General features: G+C 74.8%; 18 protein-coding genes. 14 read left to right on the top strand and 4 right to left on the bottom strand.

Annotated features, from left to right (window positions below; all coding sequences use genetic code 11):
- Nucleotides 1-28: 28 nt before the first annotated feature.
- Both ACIBQ6_RS46680 and ACIBQ6_RS46675 read left to right on the top strand, forming a co-directional pair.
- Nucleotides 29-940 carry an EamA family transporter gene (locus tag ACIBQ6_RS46680; RefSeq protein WP_397219099.1) on the top strand — a complete coding sequence of 304 codons (912 nt, stop codon included), beginning with the start codon at nt 29-31 and terminating at the stop codon, nt 938-940.
- Between the two features lie 37 nt (nt 941-977).
- Entirely contained in the window at nt 978-1,841 is an 864-nt protein-coding gene (locus ACIBQ6_RS46675) for an SMP-30/gluconolactonase/LRE family protein (protein WP_397158406.1), read from the top strand.
- 16 nt (nt 1,842-1,857) lie between these two features.
- On the opposite strand, the gene ACIBQ6_RS46670 is transcribed toward ACIBQ6_RS46675, so the two are convergent.
- Nucleotides 1,858-2,346, bottom strand: coding sequence for a DinB family protein (locus ACIBQ6_RS46670; protein ID WP_397219098.1), 489 nt, complete (start codon nt 2,344-2,346; stop codon nt 1,858-1,860).
- Nucleotides 2,347-2,413: 67 nt separating this feature from the next.
- Here ACIBQ6_RS46670 and ACIBQ6_RS46665 point away from each other — a divergent pair, with 67 nt between their 5' ends.
- The 8 genes from ACIBQ6_RS46665 (at nt 2,414) to egtE (ending at nt 9,420) form a co-directional block, all read left to right on the top strand.
- Complete coding sequence (locus tag ACIBQ6_RS46665; protein ID WP_397219097.1) at nt 2,414-2,812, top strand: VOC family protein; 399 nt, start codon at nt 2,414-2,416, stop codon at nt 2,810-2,812.
- A 116-nt stretch (nt 2,813-2,928) separates the two neighbouring features.
- Nucleotides 2,929-3,636, top strand: a complete 708-nt coding sequence (locus tag ACIBQ6_RS46660) for a sigma-70 family RNA polymerase sigma factor (protein WP_358299560.1) — start codon at nt 2,929-2,931, stop codon at nt 3,634-3,636.
- A 40-nt stretch (nt 3,637-3,676) separates the two neighbouring features.
- A complete protein-coding gene (locus tag ACIBQ6_RS46655; RefSeq protein ID WP_397219096.1) occupies nt 3,677-3,922 on the top strand; it encodes an anti-sigma factor family protein in 246 nt (81 codons plus the stop codon).
- A 97-nt stretch (nt 3,923-4,019) separates the two neighbouring features.
- On the top strand, nt 4,020-5,285 hold the full coding sequence (gene egtA, locus ACIBQ6_RS46650; protein WP_397219095.1) for an ergothioneine biosynthesis glutamate--cysteine ligase EgtA: 1,266 nt from the start codon (nt 4,020-4,022) through the stop codon (nt 5,283-5,285).
- The gene (gene egtB, locus ACIBQ6_RS46645) at nt 5,282-6,577 is read left to right on the top strand and encodes an ergothioneine biosynthesis protein EgtB (RefSeq protein ID WP_397219094.1); all 1,296 of its coding nucleotides are present in this window, start codon (nt 5,282-5,284) and stop codon (nt 6,575-6,577) included. Before egtA ends, egtB begins: the two co-directional genes overlap by 4 nt.
- Nucleotides 6,578-7,288 carry an ergothioneine biosynthesis protein EgtC gene (egtC, locus tag ACIBQ6_RS46640; protein ID WP_387674025.1) on the top strand — a complete coding sequence of 237 codons (711 nt, stop codon included), beginning with the start codon at nt 6,578-6,580 and terminating at the stop codon, nt 7,286-7,288.
- Between the two features lie 18 nt (nt 7,289-7,306).
- Nucleotides 7,307-8,287 carry an L-histidine N(alpha)-methyltransferase gene (gene egtD, locus ACIBQ6_RS46635; RefSeq protein WP_397219093.1) on the top strand — a complete coding sequence of 327 codons (981 nt, stop codon included), beginning with the start codon at nt 7,307-7,309 and terminating at the stop codon, nt 8,285-8,287.
- A complete protein-coding gene (gene egtE, locus ACIBQ6_RS46630) occupies nt 8,284-9,420 on the top strand; it encodes an ergothioneine biosynthesis PLP-dependent enzyme EgtE (protein ID WP_397219092.1) in 1,137 nt (378 codons plus the stop codon). The genes egtD and egtE overlap by 4 nt, the downstream gene beginning before the upstream one ends.
- A gap of 27 nt (nt 9,421-9,447) precedes the next feature.
- Here egtE and ACIBQ6_RS46625 read toward each other — a convergent pair whose 3' ends face one another.
- The 3 genes from ACIBQ6_RS46625 to ACIBQ6_RS46615 are packed head-to-tail and all read right to left on the bottom strand — an operon-like array spanning nt 9,448 to nt 12,281.
- Entirely contained in the window at nt 9,448-10,695 is a 1,248-nt protein-coding gene (locus ACIBQ6_RS46625; RefSeq protein WP_397219091.1) for a cytochrome P450, read from the bottom strand.
- A gap of 16 nt (nt 10,696-10,711) precedes the next feature.
- The gene (locus ACIBQ6_RS46620; RefSeq protein ID WP_397219090.1) at nt 10,712-12,088 is read right to left on the bottom strand and encodes an NAD(P)/FAD-dependent oxidoreductase; all 1,377 of its coding nucleotides are present in this window, start codon (nt 12,086-12,088) and stop codon (nt 10,712-10,714) included.
- The gene (locus tag ACIBQ6_RS46615; protein WP_352355003.1) at nt 12,081-12,281 is read right to left on the bottom strand and encodes a ferredoxin; all 201 of its coding nucleotides are present in this window, start codon (nt 12,279-12,281) and stop codon (nt 12,081-12,083) included. The genes ACIBQ6_RS46620 and ACIBQ6_RS46615 overlap by 8 nt, the downstream gene beginning before the upstream one ends.
- A 131-nt stretch (nt 12,282-12,412) precedes the next feature.
- Here ACIBQ6_RS46615 and ACIBQ6_RS46610 point away from each other — a divergent pair, with 131 nt between their 5' ends.
- From ACIBQ6_RS46610 to ACIBQ6_RS46595, 4 genes are all read left to right on the top strand, one after another.
- Complete coding sequence (locus tag ACIBQ6_RS46610) at nt 12,413-12,985, top strand: TetR/AcrR family transcriptional regulator (protein WP_352327684.1); 573 nt, start codon at nt 12,413-12,415, stop codon at nt 12,983-12,985.
- Nucleotides 12,982-14,343 (top strand): DHA2 family efflux MFS transporter permease subunit, encoded by a 1,362-nt coding sequence (locus tag ACIBQ6_RS46605; protein WP_397219089.1) that lies wholly within the window; start codon nt 12,982-12,984, stop codon nt 14,341-14,343. The genes ACIBQ6_RS46610 and ACIBQ6_RS46605 overlap by 4 nt, the downstream gene beginning before the upstream one ends.
- On the top strand, nt 14,340-14,846 hold the full coding sequence (locus tag ACIBQ6_RS46600) for an FBP domain-containing protein (protein WP_352354999.1): 507 nt from the start codon (nt 14,340-14,342) through the stop codon (nt 14,844-14,846). Before ACIBQ6_RS46605 ends, ACIBQ6_RS46600 begins: the two co-directional genes overlap by 4 nt.
- 120 nt (nt 14,847-14,966) lie before the next feature.
- Nucleotides 14,967-15,356 carry a hypothetical protein gene (locus ACIBQ6_RS46595; protein ID WP_387674007.1) on the top strand — a complete coding sequence of 130 codons (390 nt, stop codon included), beginning with the start codon at nt 14,967-14,969 and terminating at the stop codon, nt 15,354-15,356.
- Nucleotides 15,357-15,426 lie beyond the last annotated feature (70 nt).

Genomic DNA, 15,426 nt, shown 5'->3' with positions numbered 1-15,426 from the left:
AACGTCGGCGTTCGGTTAATTTGTCTTAGTGCTAAGTAATCGAACGGGAACCGTTCTGCTGACCGCCCTCACCCCCGCCATCTGGGGGACCACCTATCTGATCACGACCGAACTGCTGCCGCCCGGCCGGCCCTTGCTGGCCGCGTTGATCCGCGCCCTGCCGGCGGGGCTGATCCTGATCGCGATCACCCGCCGGCTTCCCCAGGGGAACTGGTGGTGGCGTGCCCTGGTGCTCGGCGCGCTCAACATCGGGTTGTTCTTCGCGTTGTTGTTCGTGGGCGCCTACCGGTTGCCCGGAGGGGTGGCCGCCACCGTGGGGGCCATCCAGCCGCTGCTGGTCGCGTTGTTGTCGGCGGGGTTGCTGGGGGAGCGGCTGACCTGGCGCGTCGCGCTCGCCGCGGCGGCGGGCGTGGCCGGGGTGAGCCTGCTGGTGCTGCGCGCCGACGCCCGGCTCGACCTGCTGGGCGTGGCCGCCGCGCTGGGCGGCGCGGTGGTGATGGCCGTCGGGGTCGTGCTCAGCAAGCGCTGGCAGTCGCCCGCGCCGCTGCTGGCCACCACCGGATGGCAGCTGACGGCCGGCGGCCTGCTGCTCGCCCCGGTGACGTTCCTCGTCGAGGGGCCGCCGCCCGCCCACCTGACCGGCGAGAATCTCGCCGGGTACGCCTACCTCGCGATCATAGGCTCGGCCCTGGCCTACACCCTGTGGTTCCGGGGCATCCGCGAGCTGTCGGCCACCAAGGTCACCTTCCTCGGGCTGCTCAGCCCGGTCGTCGCCACCGCGCTCGGCTGGCTGGTGCTCGGCCAGCGGCTCACGCTCGCGCAGGTGGCCGGCGCCGTCATCGTGCTCGCCGCCCTCCTCGTGGCGCAGCTCCAGCCCGTACGGCACCGCGCCGCGCCGCAGCCGCTGGAGGCCCCCGTGCCCGCGGGCGGGAAACGATGATCGCGTCCGACGCTAGGATCGGGCCGAGGAGGCCGGTATGAGCGTGCAGGCGTACCCCGTGACCGGGCCGGTGGCCGAGCACGGCGAGGGGCCCGTGTGGTCCGCCCGCTGGGGCGGGCTGCGGTGGGTGGACATGCTGGCCGGTGACGTGCTCGCCCTCGACGACTCCGGCGGCGTGCGGCGGCGGCACGTCGGCCCGGTCGCCGCGGCCCTGCGCCCGCGCGTGACCGGCGGTTACGTGGTAGCCGGCGAACGCGAGCTGCTGCTGGCCGACTCCGACGACCTCGACGCGCCGCTGCGCCCGCTCGGCCAGGCGTGGAGCGACCCCGGCGTGCGCATGAACGACGGCGGCTGCGACCCCGAGGGCCGCTTCTACATCGGCAGCATGCCCTACGACGAGACCCCCGGAGCCGGCTCACTCTACGTGGCCGGGCCGGACGGCGCGCTCAGCCCGGTGATCAGCGGCGTCACCGTCTCCAACGGCCTCGACTTCAGCCCCGACGGCGGCCTGGCCTACTACGCCGACACCGCCACCGGCCGGGTGGACGTCCTCGACCACGACCCGGCGGGCGGGCTCACCGGGCGCAGGCCGTTCGTGACGATCGACCCCGCCCAGGGCGCGCCCGACGGGCTGACGGTCGACGCCGAGGGCGGGGTGTGGGTGGCGCTCTGGCAGGGGTTCGCCGTGCACCGGTACACCCCCGGCGGGCGGCTCGACGCCGTGGTGGAGCTGCCGGTCGGCAAGGTCACCGCGGTCACGTTCGGCGGCCCCGGCCTCGACCGGCTGTACGTCACCACGTCGAGGCTCGGGGTGGACGCCCGGGAGCAGCCCGAGGCGGGCGCCCTGTTCGCGGCCGACCCCGGCGTGCGCGGCCGCCCGGTGCTGCCCACCACCCTGTGACGGGAGCGAAAGGCGATCAGCGGGGGTGGTCGCCGGTGGCGCCGTCGATCAGCTCGCGCAGGATGTCCATGTGGCCCGCGTGCCGCACGGTGTCCTCGATCATGTGGATGAGCACCCAGCGCAGGGTCACCCGGCGGCCCGCCCACGAGGTGCCGGGCTCGTCGAGGGGGAGGTCGGAGATCGCCTGGTCGGCGGCGGCGCGGGCCCGGCCGTAGAAGGCGACGATCTGCTCGGTGGTCTCCCGGTCGCCGATCGCGAAGTCGTCCTCGGGGGCGAACCACAGCGGCTCGGCCTCGCGGCCGAACGTCGAGCAGAACCAGCCGTACTCGACGGCGGCCAGGTGTTTGACGATGCCGAGCAGCGACGTGCCGGACGGTGTCATCGGCCGCCTGACCTGCTCCTCGCCCAGGCCCTGGAGCTTCCACACGATGACGTCGCGGTGCCGGTCGAGGCTGGCGTGCAGGCTCTCCTTCTCGCCACCGGATGGCGGCACTCCTCTTCCCATGCCCGCGACCGTAACAGCCGGGACCGACACGTTGCCGTCGCCCGCCGGGGGCCGCGATACTCCCTGCATGATCGGTCATATCGGCATCAACGTCCCCGACATGCGGGCGGCCAAGGAATACTACGACGCCCTGCTGCCGTACCTCGGTCTCAAGGAGTTCTTCAGCAGCGAGGAGGAGATCGGCTACATGCCGGCGAACGACAAGCCGGGCACGTACCTGTTCCTCTACCCCGCGCAGGAGTCCGGGGACTACTCGCGGCACCGCACCGGGCTCCAGCATCTGGCGTTCTCGCTGCCCAGCCGGTCCGCGGTCGCCGAGGCGCACGCGCGGGCGGTGGAGCTCGGCTCGCAGGTGCTGCACGAGCCCAGGGAGTTCCCCGAGTACCCGCCGCCCTACCACGCCGCGTTCTGGCTCGACCCGCACGGCGTCATGCTGGAGGCCGTCTGCCACTACGACCGCGACTGACCTGCGGCGATCCCGGTCCCGCGCGGCTGGATGGCCTCCGCCGGGGAAGGTTCCCCATGGGTGCCGCCGTACGACGTGCGGGCGTGGACCGGTGTGCGATCTTCAGGTGCGAGGGGGTGAGGGCTAGCCTGGAGCATGACGTCCCGCACGGGCCCGGCGGCAGGCCGGGCGTGGACGACGCGCGGCCCGATGTCATGATGTCCCCGACGCTCGACCGGGAGGAAACGATCGTGGGGCCTTTCGCGGGCGGTGGGCTGCCCCCGGACGACGTCGTCGTCGCGGCGCTGCGGGCCGGGGACGAGTCGATGTTCGCCGCGCTCCTCGACACCTGGTCGCGGGGGATGTTGCGGGCGGCCAGGTCCTACGTGTCCACCGACGACTCGGCCGAGGAGGTCGTGCAGGACACGTGGCTGGCGGTGATCGGCGCCATCGACGCCTTCGAGGGGCGCTCCTCGGTCAAGACGTGGGTCTACCGCATCCTGGTCAACACCGCCAAGAAACGCGGCCTGCGCGAGAGCCGCACGCTGCCGTGGAGCGCGTTCGAGCCGCCCGCCGAGCCGGCCCAGAAGGTGGACGGCCCGACGCCGGAGGGCGCGGTGCTCGCCTCGGAGGCGCGCGGTCTCATCGGCGAGGCGCTGGCTGGCCTGCCGCCCCGGCAGCGGATCGTCATCACCCTGCGTGACCTGGAGGGATGCACGTCCGAGGAGGTTTGCGAGATCCTGGAGATCTCGGCCGCCAACCAACGGGTGCTCCTGCACCGGGCAAGGGCCACGGTCCGCGACCGGCTCGAAGGCTACTACCAGTCCGTGAAGCGGTCAGAATAGGTTAAACGGTTCAACGTTCAGAGGTGAGGCGGTCAACGTCGTGAAGCGGTTCACGTGCGACGAGCTGGTAGAACTCATCACCGCCTACCTTGACGGCGCTCTTGACCAGCCCGAACGCGAGGGGTTCGAGGCGCACGCCGCGGCCTGCGCCGACTGCGCGCGGCAGCTCGACCAGTTCCGCGAGACCGTCCGGGCCCTGCGCGAGCTCCCGCCGGAACGCAAGTTGTCCGACGGCACGCGCGACCGCCTGATGTCCGCGTTCAGAGCCCGCCGCCACCGGAGCTGACGGCCCCTTGCCGCACCAAGAGCCGCAAAAAGGGCAAATCTCAGCAGATCATCAGATTTCCGTGTAACGCTGGCGGGTCTCGCGGGTCTGTAAGCACATGCGCCACGCGATGACCGGCCCGGCGGCCGGCGGGTCCGGCGCCTCGGGAGCGGCCGGCGAGCCGCTCCGGGGCGTGCCGGAGGTGGAGGAGTTCGCACGCCGGTGCTTCGCCCCCGCCCCGGGTGACCGGGTGGGGGCCGAGCTGGAGTTCCTGATCTTCGACCGGGCGGATCCGGCGCGGCAGGTGCCGATGGACCGGGTGAAGCGGGTCGTCCCGGCGCTGGCCGGCGGGAGCCGGGTGACGTACGAGCCGGGCGGCCAGATCGAGCTGTCGGGCCCGGCCGGGCCGCCCGCCGAGGCCATCGGACGGCTGGCCTCCGACGTGGCCGCCGTCCGCGCGGCGCTCGGGCGGGCCGGGCTGGTGCTGGGCGGCGTGGGGCTCGACCCGCTGCGCCCGGCCCGGCGGCAGCTCCGCCAGCCGCGCTACGACGCCATGGCCGAGTTCCTGGGCCGCCCGTACGGGCCGCTGATGATGTGCTCGACCGCGTCCGTCCAGGTCAACGTGGACCTGGGGGAGCGGCCGGCGGTCCGGTGGGAGCGCGCCAGGCTGCTCGGGCCCGTCCTGACCGCGGCCTTCAGCAACTCGCCGCTGAGCCGCGGACGCCCCTGCGGCTGGATGTCGGGCCGTCAGGCCGTCTGGGAGAACCTCGACCCGACCCGCACCGCCCCCGTCGACGGCTCCGGCGACCCGGCGGCGGCCTGGGCGGCGTACCTGCTCGACGCCCGGCTCATGCTCGTCCGCGAGGACGAGCGCCGCTACCGCGCGGTCGGCGACGGCTCGACCTTCCGCGACTGGCTCGACGGCGCGGGCGAGCGCCCGCCCACCCCCGACGACCTGGCCTACCACGCCACCACGCTGTTCCCGCCGGTCCGGCCGCGCGGCTGGCTGGAGATCCGCTACCTCGACGCCCAGCACCCGGACGACTGGCCGGTGTGCGTCGCCGTCACCCACGCGCTGATCACCGACGACCGCGCCGCCGACGCCGCCCTGTCGGCCGCCGAGCCCGTCGCGGGCCTGGCCGAGGTGGCCGCCAGGTGCGGCCTGACCGACCCGCGGCTCGCCCGCGCCGCCGAGGCGGCCTTCCGCGCCGCCGTCGAGGCGCTGCCCCGGCTCGGCGCGCCCGCCGACCTGGTCGACGGCGTGTCCGGCTTCGCCGCCCGGTACGTGAGCGCGGGCCGCTCCCCGGCGGCCGACCTGATGGACCTGATGACGGACCCGGTACGGCGCCTGCCGGCCTGGCTGAGCGGAGAAGGACGGGCATGAACGACATCAAGGAACGCATCGCCGCCGAGCTGACCGCGGTGCGCGACCGTTCGCTGACCTACACCGAGGCCGAGGACGACCTCCTGCTGCGCCAGCACTCCCCGCTGATGTCGCCGCTGGTGTGGGACCTCGCGCACGTCGGCAACTACGAGGAGCTGTGGGTGCTGCGCGAGGCCGCCGGCATCACGCCGCTGCGCCCCGAGATCGACGACATCTACGACGCCTTCAAGCACCCCCGCAAGGACCGTCCCACCCTGCCGATCCTCGGCCCCGAGGAGGCCAGGAGGTACATCGGCGGCGTGCGCGGCCGGGTGCTCGACGTGCTGGACGCGATCGACCTGGAGGCCGCCGCGCCGCTGCACCGCGACGGGTTCGTGTTCGGCCTGGTCATCCAGCACGAGCACCAGCACGACGAGACGATGCTGGCCACCTGGCAGCTGTCCCGGCAGCCCGGCCTGGTCCGCGACGGCGACCTGCCGCCGGGCCGCGCCACCGGCCCCGCCGAGGTGTACGTCCCCGCCGGCCCCTTCCAGATGGGCACCGGCACCCTGCCCTGGGCCTACGACAACGAGCGCCCCGCCCACCGGGTCGACCTGCCCGCCTACTGGATCGACCGGCTGCCCGTCGGCAACGCCGCCTACGCCGCGTTCGTCGAGTCCGGCGGCTACGACGACCCGCGCTGGTGGCACCCGGACGGCTGGCGCTGGCGGCAGGAGAGCGGCGCCACCGCGCCGCTGTTCTGGACCCGCGAGGGCGGCTCCTGGTGGCGCACCCGCTTCGGCCGCGCCGAGCCCGTCCCGATGGACGAGCCGGTCCAGCACGTGAGCTGGTACGAGGCCGACGCCTACGCCCGCTGGGCGGGCCGCCGGCTGCCCACCGAGGCCGAGTGGGAGAAGGCGTGCGGCTGGGACCCGGACGCCGGGCGGGCCCGCAAGTACCCGTGGGGCGACGAGGATCCCCGTCCCGACCTGGCCAACCTCGGTCACCGGGCGGCCCGGCCGGCCCCGCTGGGGGCCTACCCCGCCGGGGCGAGCGCGTACGGGGCCGAGCAGATGGTCGGCGACGTGTGGGAGTGGACCGGGTCGTGGTTCCAGCCCTACCCCGGGTTCCGCAGCTTCCCGTACAAGGAGTACAGCGAGGTCTTCTTCGGGCAGGAGTACCGGGTGCTGCGCGGCGGCTCGTGGGCGGCCGACCCGGCGGCGGTGCGGACGACGTTCCGCAACTGGGACTACCCGGTCCGGCGGCAGATCTTCACCGGCTTCCGCTGCGCCCGCGACGCCGAGAGGGCCTAGATGTGCCGGCACGCCGCCTGGCTGGGCGCCCCGCGCCCGCTGACCACGCTGATCCACGAGCCGCCGCACGGCCTGCTCGCCCAGTCGTACGCGCCCCGGCGGCAGCGCCACGGCACGGTCAACGCCGACGGCTACGGCATGGCCTGGTACGACCCGGCCAGGCCGGAGCCGGTGCGCTACCGCCGCGCCATCCCCATCTGGGCCGACGCCAACCTGCCCGCGCTCGCCGAGATCGCCCGCTCCGGCTGCCTGATCGCGGCCGTGCGGTGCGCCACGACCGGGATGCCGGTGGAGGAGAGCGCCACCGCGCCGTTCGCCGGGGGCGGCTGGCTGCTCAGCCACAACGGCCGGGTCGAGCGCGACGCGGTCATGGACCTGGCCGACGACCTGCCCGAGAGCCCCTGCGACTCGGCCTGGCTGGCCGCCGCCGTGTTCGCCCGCGGCAGCGCCGGGCTCGGCCTGGCCGCGGCGCTGGCCGACGTCGTCGTGCGCGCGGGGGAGAAGGACCCCGCCGCCCGCCTGAACCTGCTCGCCTGCGACGGCACGGCGCTCGCCGCGACCGTCTGGGGCGACACCCTCTTCTTCCGCGCCGACCGGGACGGCGTGTACGTGGCCAGCGAGCCGCTCGACGACCGGCCGGGCTGGCAGGCGGCGCCCGACCGCAGCCTGCTCACCGCCACGCCGGACGACGTACGCGTCCAGCCGTTGTGACCTTTTCAGGAGGATCTCGTGCCCGTCACCCAGCCGACCGTCCATGTGATCAACCATCTTGACCCCGGCTACCTGCGCCAGGCGCTCGAACACGACGTCAGGACCGGGCTGACGGCCACGCCCAAGTGGCTGCCGCCCAAGTGGTTCTACGACGAGGCGGGCAGCGACCTGTTCTCGCGCATCACCCGGTTGCCCGAGTACTACCCGACCCGCCGCGAGCTGACGATCCTGCGCGCGCGGGCGGCCGAGATCGCCGCCGCGAGCGGCGCCGACACGCTGGTCGAGCTGGGGTCGGGCACGAGCGAGAAGACCGTGGTCCTGCTGGACGCGCTCACTGCGGCGGGCACGCTGCGCGCCTACACGCCGGTGGACGTGGACGCCGTCACCCTGGAGGCGGCCGCGCGCCGGCTGGGCGGCCGCCATCCCGGGCTGGAGGTGCGGCCGGTGTGCGCCGACTTCGAGCGGCACCTGCGGCTGCTGCCGCGCTCGGGCAGGCGCATGGTGGCCTTCCTCGGCGGCACGATCGGCAATCTCGAACCGGCCGCCCGCGAGGTGTTCCTGAAGGAGGTGCGCGCCACCCTGCGGCCCGGCGACACGTTCCTGCTCGGCGCCGACCTGGTGAAGGACACCGGGCGGCTGGTCGCGGCCTACGACGACGCCGCCGGGGTGACGGCCGCGTTCAACCGGAACGTCCTGCGCGTGGTGAACCGGGAGCTGGCGGCCGGGTTCGAGCCGGCGGCGTTCGAGCACGTCGCCCTGTACGACCAGCGCAACGACTGGATCGAGATGCGGCTGCGGGCCACCCGGGACATGCGGGTACGGGTCGGCGCACTCGGCCTGACCGTGGACTTCGCCGCGGGCGAGGAGATGCGGACCGAGATCAGCGCCAAGTTCCGGCTGGAGCCGCTGGGGGAGGAGCTGGCCGCGGCCGGGTTCACCGTCCTGCGGTCGTGGACCGACCCCGCCGGCGACTTCGGGCTGCTGCTGGCCGGGGCGTGATCGCCGCACGCTGGCGGGCCGCCCGCTCGGCCGCGCCGCCCGGACACCTGGACGCGGCCGGCTGCAACGTGCCCAGCGACCGGACGCTGGCCGCGACGGTCGAGCACCTGCGGCGCGAACGCGATCTCGGCGGGTACGCCGCCGTGCCGGGACTGACCGCGCCCAGGGCCGCGCTGGCCGCACTGACCGGCGCGGACGCGGCCGACGTCGCCTTCCTGGAGAGCGGCACGGCCGCGATGGCGGCGCTGCTCGGCGGCTGGCGGCTGCCGCCGGGCGCCCGGGTCGGCTTCACCCGCTCGGAGTACGGCAGCACGCTCATGCTGCTGCGCCGCCTGGCCGCCGAGCGCGGCTGGACCCTCGCCGAGCTGCCCGCCGACGACGACGCCCGCCTCGACCTCGACGCCCTGTCCGCCGCCCTGCGCCGCGGCCTGGACCTGGTCACCCTGCCGCACCTGCCCTCCCACCGGGGCACCGCGCAGCCGGTCGGCGAGATCGGCCGCCTGTGCCGGGAGGCCGGCGTGCCCCTGGTCCTGGACGTGTGCCAGTCCCTCGGCCACCTGGACGTCACCGGCGCGCGGGCCACCGCCTACGTCGGCACCTCCCGCAAGTGGCTGGCCGGGCCGCGCGGCGTCGGCTTCCTGATCGTCCCCGGCCTCACCGAGGACATGGACGCGGCGGCCCCCGCGCTCGGCGGCCACGTCTGGCTGGAGGACCCGGCGCACAGCGGGCCGCTGCCCGGCGCCGCGCGCTACGAGAGCGCCGAGTCGGCGGTCGCGGCGCGGATCGGCCTCGGCGTCGCCGTCCTGGAGCACCACGCGCTGGGGCCGGACGCGGTCCGCGCCCACCTCGCCGAGCTGGGCGCGGCGGCCCGGCGCACGCTCGACGGCAGGGGCGGCTGGCGGGTGGTGGAGCCGCACGACGAGCCGACGGCCATCGTCACCCTGCGCCCGCCCGGCGGCGCGGACCCCACCAGGACGGCCGCGGCGGCGGCCGCGGCGGGCCTGCTGGTGGGCGTCGCGCCGGTCGCCCGCGCCCCGCTCGACCTGCGGGAACCGGTGCTACGCGTCTCGCCGCCCCCCGGAACCCGGCAGGAGACCCTGGACGCCCTGGCCCGCGTCCTCGACGGACATTAGAGCGGGCGGGCGCCAGAGCGGGCGGCGTCAGAGCAGGCGGTCGAAGCCGACCAGCAGGTGCGCGGGCCCGCGCAGCGACGCGCTGTGCCGGTACGGCGGCGGGCCGGCGGCCAGCTCCGGCCCGACCAGCCTGCTCACCAGCGCGCCCAGCGCGACCCGCGCCTCGATCCGGGCCAGCGGCGCCCCCACGCAGTAGTGCACGCCCCCGCCGAACCCCAGATGCTGGTTGTCCCGCCGCGCCGGGTCGAAGCGGTCGGCGCCGGGGAAGCGGGCCGGATCCCGGCTGCCCGAGGCCAGCAGCAGCGCCACGTCCGCGCCCTGGGGGACGGTGACCCCGGCGATCTCGATGTCGGCCAGCGTCGTGCGGGTGCGGAACTGCACCGGCGGGTCGTAGCGCAGCACCTCCTCGACGGCCGGCACGATCAGCCCGGGGTCGGCGCGCAGCCGCGCCAGCGCCTCCGGGTTGCGCAGGAACGTCAGCATGCCGTTGGCGATCAGGTTGACGGTGGTCTCGTGGCCGGCGATGAGCAGCAGGGCCATCGTCGCGATGATCTCCGGGGCGTCCATGCGCTCGGCCTCGCCGTCGGTGAGCAGCGCCGACAGCAGGTCGTCCGACGGGTGGGCGTGCCGCTCGCCGGCCAGCTCCACCAGGTACGCGCGCAGCTCCGGCGCGGCGGTCTCGGCCTGCCGCACCTCCTCGGCCGACAGCCCCTCGGGCGGGTCCAGCGTGCGGGCCAGGGCCGAGGCCCAGCCGTGGAAGCGCGGCTCGTCCTCCTTGGGCACGCCGAGCAGGTCGCAGATCACCGTGACCGGCAGCGGGTAGGCCAGGTCGTCCACCACGTCCATGGAGTCGTGGCCGGCGCGCCGGTCGAGCAGTTCGGCCACCAGCGACACCACGTGCTCCCCGAGCCGGTTGACGCGCTGCGGGGTGAAGTGCCGCATGACGATCCGCCGCAGCCGGTCGTGGTCGGGCGGGTCGAGGAAGATGAACGCCGGTTTGCGGGACTCCTGGCCGTCCTGGGCGTCCTGTCCGGCCATCAGCCTGCCGGAGGCGCCGAACGAGCCGGAGCCGCTCCTGCTCTTGCGCTCGTCGGAGCTGATCCGCGGGTCGTGCAGCAGCGAGACGATCTCGGCGTACGTGCTCACCGCGTACAGGTCGTCCCCCTGGCGGGAGACGGGCGTCTCGCGCAGCCGGGCGTACAGCGGGTACGGGTCCGGGCGGCTCGCCTCGTCCAGGACCTGCGCGAACAGGCTCTGCGTCACCTGGTGGGCCATGGTCGTCCTCCGGCTCTCATTCCAGCGGCGGCGCGGTCAGCGGCGAGCGGGGGTCGCGCTCGCGCGGCACCTCGCGCGCGGTCGGGCCCTGCCCGGTCACCGCGGCCGTCGGGCTGTGCGTGGACTGGCCGTCCACGGCCAGGCCGGCGGCCACCGGGAGCAGCGTGCGCGGCCCGTCGGCGGCCCGCAGGTCGGGCGGGAAGGGCGCGGCCGCCTCGATGAGGCCGGCGTAGGCGGGCAGCGAGCGCGGGGCGTCCACCGCGACCGCCGCCACACACCGGCCCTGGCGGCCGAAACAGGCCACGAAGCGGCGCTCGGCCACCGAGCCCTGCGTGACCACCACCTCGTCGGCGATCGTCGGCAGCCCGACGGACTTGATGCTGACGCCGAACTGGTAGGACCAGAACGCCGGCAGCCCCCGGTGCGGGCGCGGCCGGTCGGCGACCATGTTGTGCGCGGCGGTGGCCGCCTGGCGCACCGCGTTGTCCCAGTGCTCCACGGCCAGCAGCAGGCCGTCGTAGTGCGGGTGCGGCCAGCGCGCCACGTCGCCGGCCACGAACACGTCGGAGGTGACGATCGCGTCGGCGTCGAAGGCCCGGCAGGCGGCGTCGCACACCACCCCGCGCGCGTCGGCGGCCAGGCCCGCCCCGTCCAGCCATTCGGTGTTGCGGACGGCCCCGAGCGCCACCACCGCGACCTCGACCGGCAGGACGTCGCCGTCGGACAGGTGCGCCGCGCGCAACCGGCCCTCCGCGTCGCCCTCCAGCGCCATCACCGTGGTGTTCACCCGCAGGTCCACGCCGTGCTCGCGGTGCAGCCGGGCGGCCACGCTGCCGGCCGCCGCGCCCAGGGCGCCGGCCAGCGGGGCCGGGCCGCGTTCGGCGACCGTCACGGCCAGGCCCATCTCGCGGCACACGGAGGCGATCTCCGAGCCGGTGAACCCGCCGCCGATGACCAGCACCCGGCTCGGCCCGGCGGCGAGCGCGGCCCGCAGGCTCGCCGCGTCGTCGCGTCCGCGCAGGGTGAACACGCCGGTCAGGGCCGCCTCGGCGGGCTCGGGCCAGGGGCGCGCCCGGGTGCCGGTGGCGATCAGCACCCGGTCGAAGCCGATCTCGCGCCCGCCGGCCAGGCGTACCTGCCGGGTGCGCAGGTCCAGGCCGGTGGCGGGCTCGCCGAGCAGCCAGCGCGCCCGCAGGTCCCGCGCCGCGACGAGCGCGGTGTGCGCGGGCGAGGCGCGTCCGGCCAGCACCTGCTTGGACAGCGGCGGCCGGTCGTAGGGCTCGTACGGCTCGTCGCCGATCAGGGTCAGCTCCCCGGTGAAGCCCTCGGCGCGCAGCGTCTCGGCGGCCCGCAGGCCGGCCAGCGAGGCGCCGACGATCACCGCGCTACGCATGGTCGTCCGGCGAGCAGGTGATCGCCTGCACCGGGCAGGCCGCGGCGGCCTCGCGCACCTGCTCGCGCAGCGCGTCGGCCGGGGCGTAGTCGTACTCGAGGGACTCGGCGCCGTGGAACCGGAAGACCGCCGGCGCCGCGAACACACACTGGCCGTAGCTCAGGCAGCGGTTCAGATCGACGAGCACTCTCATGTCCGCCACGTTACGAACGGCTGCTCCAGCCACGTTCCAACCTGATCCCAAGTTTTCCTGATTTGCGAAACCTAGGACTCCTAGGGTAAAACCTAGGAACGTTAGGTTTCCTGCTGCGGAGGTGGATCATGATGGCTCGGGCCGGTCTGACGGCGGACCGCGTGACGGAGGCGGCCGGGGAGCTGGCCGACGAGGCCGGGTTCGACAACCTGACGGTCTCGGCCCTGGCGCGCCGCTTCGGCGTCGCGGACGCCAGCCTCTACTCCCACGTCAGGAACCTCCAGGACCTGCGCGTCCGGGTGGCGCTGCGCGCCGCCCGCATCCAGGCCGACGCGCTGACCGCGGCGGTGGCCGGCAAGGCGGGCAAGGACGCGCTGGCCGCCTTCGCCGCCGCCTACCGCGACTTCGCGCTCGCCCACCCTGGCCTGTACGAGGCCACCCAGCTCCGGCTCGACCCCGAGATCGTCGCCGGGTGCGCCGACGTCCAGCGCATCTTCACCACCACCAACGCGGTCGTGGCCGCCTACGGGCTGCCCGAGCCGGCCCACACCGACGCCATCCGGCTGCTGCGCAGCACCTTCCACGGCTTCACCAACCTGGAGGCCCGCGGCGGCTTCCAGGCGTCCCGCGACGTCCGCAGCTCGTGGGACGCGATCATCGACGCGCTCGACAGCGCACTGAGACATTGGCAGGTTTCCCCATGACCGGAACGACCGCGGCCCGGCCCGGCCTCGACCGGCGGCTGCTGACGGTCGCCGGGGTGCTCACCCTCGGCGCCTTCACCGCCCTGCTCGACGGCACGGTGGTCGGCGTCGCCACGCACACCCTGGCCCGCGCCTTCTCCGCCGACCTGGCGGCCACCCAATGGGTGACGACGGCCTACCTGCTCGCCCTGGCCGCGGTCATCCCGGCGACCGGGTGGGCGGCCCAGCGGTTCGGCGCCGGGGCGGCCTGGACCGCCTCGCTCGCCGTGTTCCTGGCCGGCTCGATCCTGTGCGGGGCGGCCTGGTCGCTCGGCAGCCTCATCGCCTTCCGCGTCGTGCAGGGGGCCGGGGCGGGCATGCTCTTCCCGCTCAGCCGGATCATCGTCGTCGAGGTGGCCGGGCGCGAGCGGCTCGGCCGGATGATGGCGCTGATGGCCGTGCCCGCCGTGTTCGCGCCCGTCCTCGGGCCGGTCGTCGGCGGCGTGCTGCTGGAGACGCTGTCGTGGCGGTGGGTGTTCCTGGTCAACGTCCCGTTCGTGGCGGCCGGGGTCGTCCTGTCGGCTCTGTACGTGCGCACCGCCCGGCCGGAAGGCCCGGCCGAACGCCTCGACGTGGCCGGCCTGCTCGGCGTGAGCGGCGGCCTGACCCTGCTGCTGCACGGCCTGAGCGGGGCCGGTGAGCCCGTGGCCGCGCTGACCGCGGCCGCCGGCGCGTTACTGCTGGCCGCCTGCCTGTGGCGGGCCGCCCGCACCTCCGGGCCGCGGATCGTCGAGCCCGGCCTGTTCCGCGACCGGGCCTTCGCCGCCTCCGCCGCGCTGGCCTTCCTGGCCAACTTCTCCCTGTTCGCCGCCGTGTTCCTGGTGCCGCTGTTCGTCCAGACGGCCGAGGGGGCCGGAGCGCTCGGCGCCGGGCTGGTGCTCGCGCCGCAGGGGCTCGGCATGCTCGTCGCGGTGCTGGCGGCCGGTCGGCTGATCGACCTGAACGGCAACCCGCGCCGGATCGTCGTCACGGGCCTGGTCCTGCTGGCGGCCGGGACGCTGCCGTTCGCGCTGGCCGATCCCGGCGCGGGCACGGCGCTGCTGCCGGTGGCGCTGTTCGTCCGCGGGGTGGGGGCCGCGCTCGCGGTCGCACCCACCATGATCACCCTCTACCACTCGCTGCCGCCGGCCAAGGTGCCCGCCGCGACCACCGCCAACGCCATCGGCCAGCAGGTCGGCGCGGCGGCCGGCACCGCCTGCGTGGCCGTGCTGCTCCAGCACGGCGGCTACCGGCCCGCCTTCTGGGTCACGCTGGCCGCCGTCGCGCTCTGCCTCCTGCCCGCCATGTTCCTCCCGTCCTCGAAAGCAGGCACGTCATGAACCCCGTCACCGAGAACGAGATCCGCTCGTCCTTCGTCAACTGCTCCAAGGGCGAGGCCCGCCGGCTCGCCGTCCCTAGGGGGCTGCCCGAGCTGCCCTGGCCCGACCTCGACTTCCTGGGCTGGCGCGATCCGGGGGCGCCCGAGCGGGCGTACCTGGTGGCCGAACGCGGCGGCGCGCCGGTCGGCGTCGCGCTGCGGCTCGGCCAGGAGGTGCGCAGGAGCTTCACCAAGAGCACGCTCTGCTCGGTCTGCGTGACCCCGCACGCCGGGACCGGCGTCGCGCTGTTCACCGCGGCCCGGGTCGGCGCGGCGGGGCGGCAGGGCAACACGGTGGGCGCCTACATGTGCGCCGACCTGGCCTGCTCCCTGTACGTCCGGGGACGCAAGGAGACCGAGCTGGGCGTCCGGTTCGAGTCGCTGAGCGTGGCCGAACGCGTCGCCAGGACCACGGTCAACCTGGACGCCTTCCTCGACAAGATCCTGCACGACACCCTGGCGTGATCCGGGTGTGGAGGGGCGGCGTCCGGCTCGCGCCGCGGGGCGGGAAGGACGCCGCCCGGTTCCCTTCCTCGGGAACGTGGCGGCCGGTGAACTGTCGGGGCTGCCTGCGACACTCCCCGGATGCTGATATTGGAACTGTTGCGGCCGACGTTGCGCGCCGCCTGGGGGCCCGACACCTGCGACACCGCCGCGCGGGAGGAGTGGCGGGCCGACAACCCGGCCAGAGGGCAGTGCGGGATCACCGCGCTGGTGGTCCAGGACCTGCTCGGCGGAGACCTGATCCTGGCCGAGGTGCACGCCGACGGCGTCAAGGTCGGCCACCATTACTGGAACGTGCTGCCCGGCGGCACTGAGGTCGACTTCACCTCAGACCAGTTCCACCCGGGTGAGGTCATCGTGAATCCCCAGCTCCAGCACCGTCCCCCGGACGCGCCGCGCCGGTGCCGCGAGCAGTACGAGCTGCTGCGCCACCGCGTCGTCACCGCGCTGTCCGGGCCGCCGCCCGCCTGAGACGCCATGTGACGCCATAATGACGCCATAGCGCATTGCGATGGCGTCACTTCGCGTGTCATGATGGCGT

Source organism: Nonomuraea sp. NPDC049655 (assembly GCF_044465465.1).
In the GTDB taxonomy this organism is placed as follows: domain Bacteria; phylum Actinomycetota; class Actinomycetes; order Streptosporangiales; family Streptosporangiaceae; genus Nonomuraea.
Note: the sequence above shows the minus strand (reverse complement) of the source record. Positions and strands in the feature narration are given on the sequence as shown.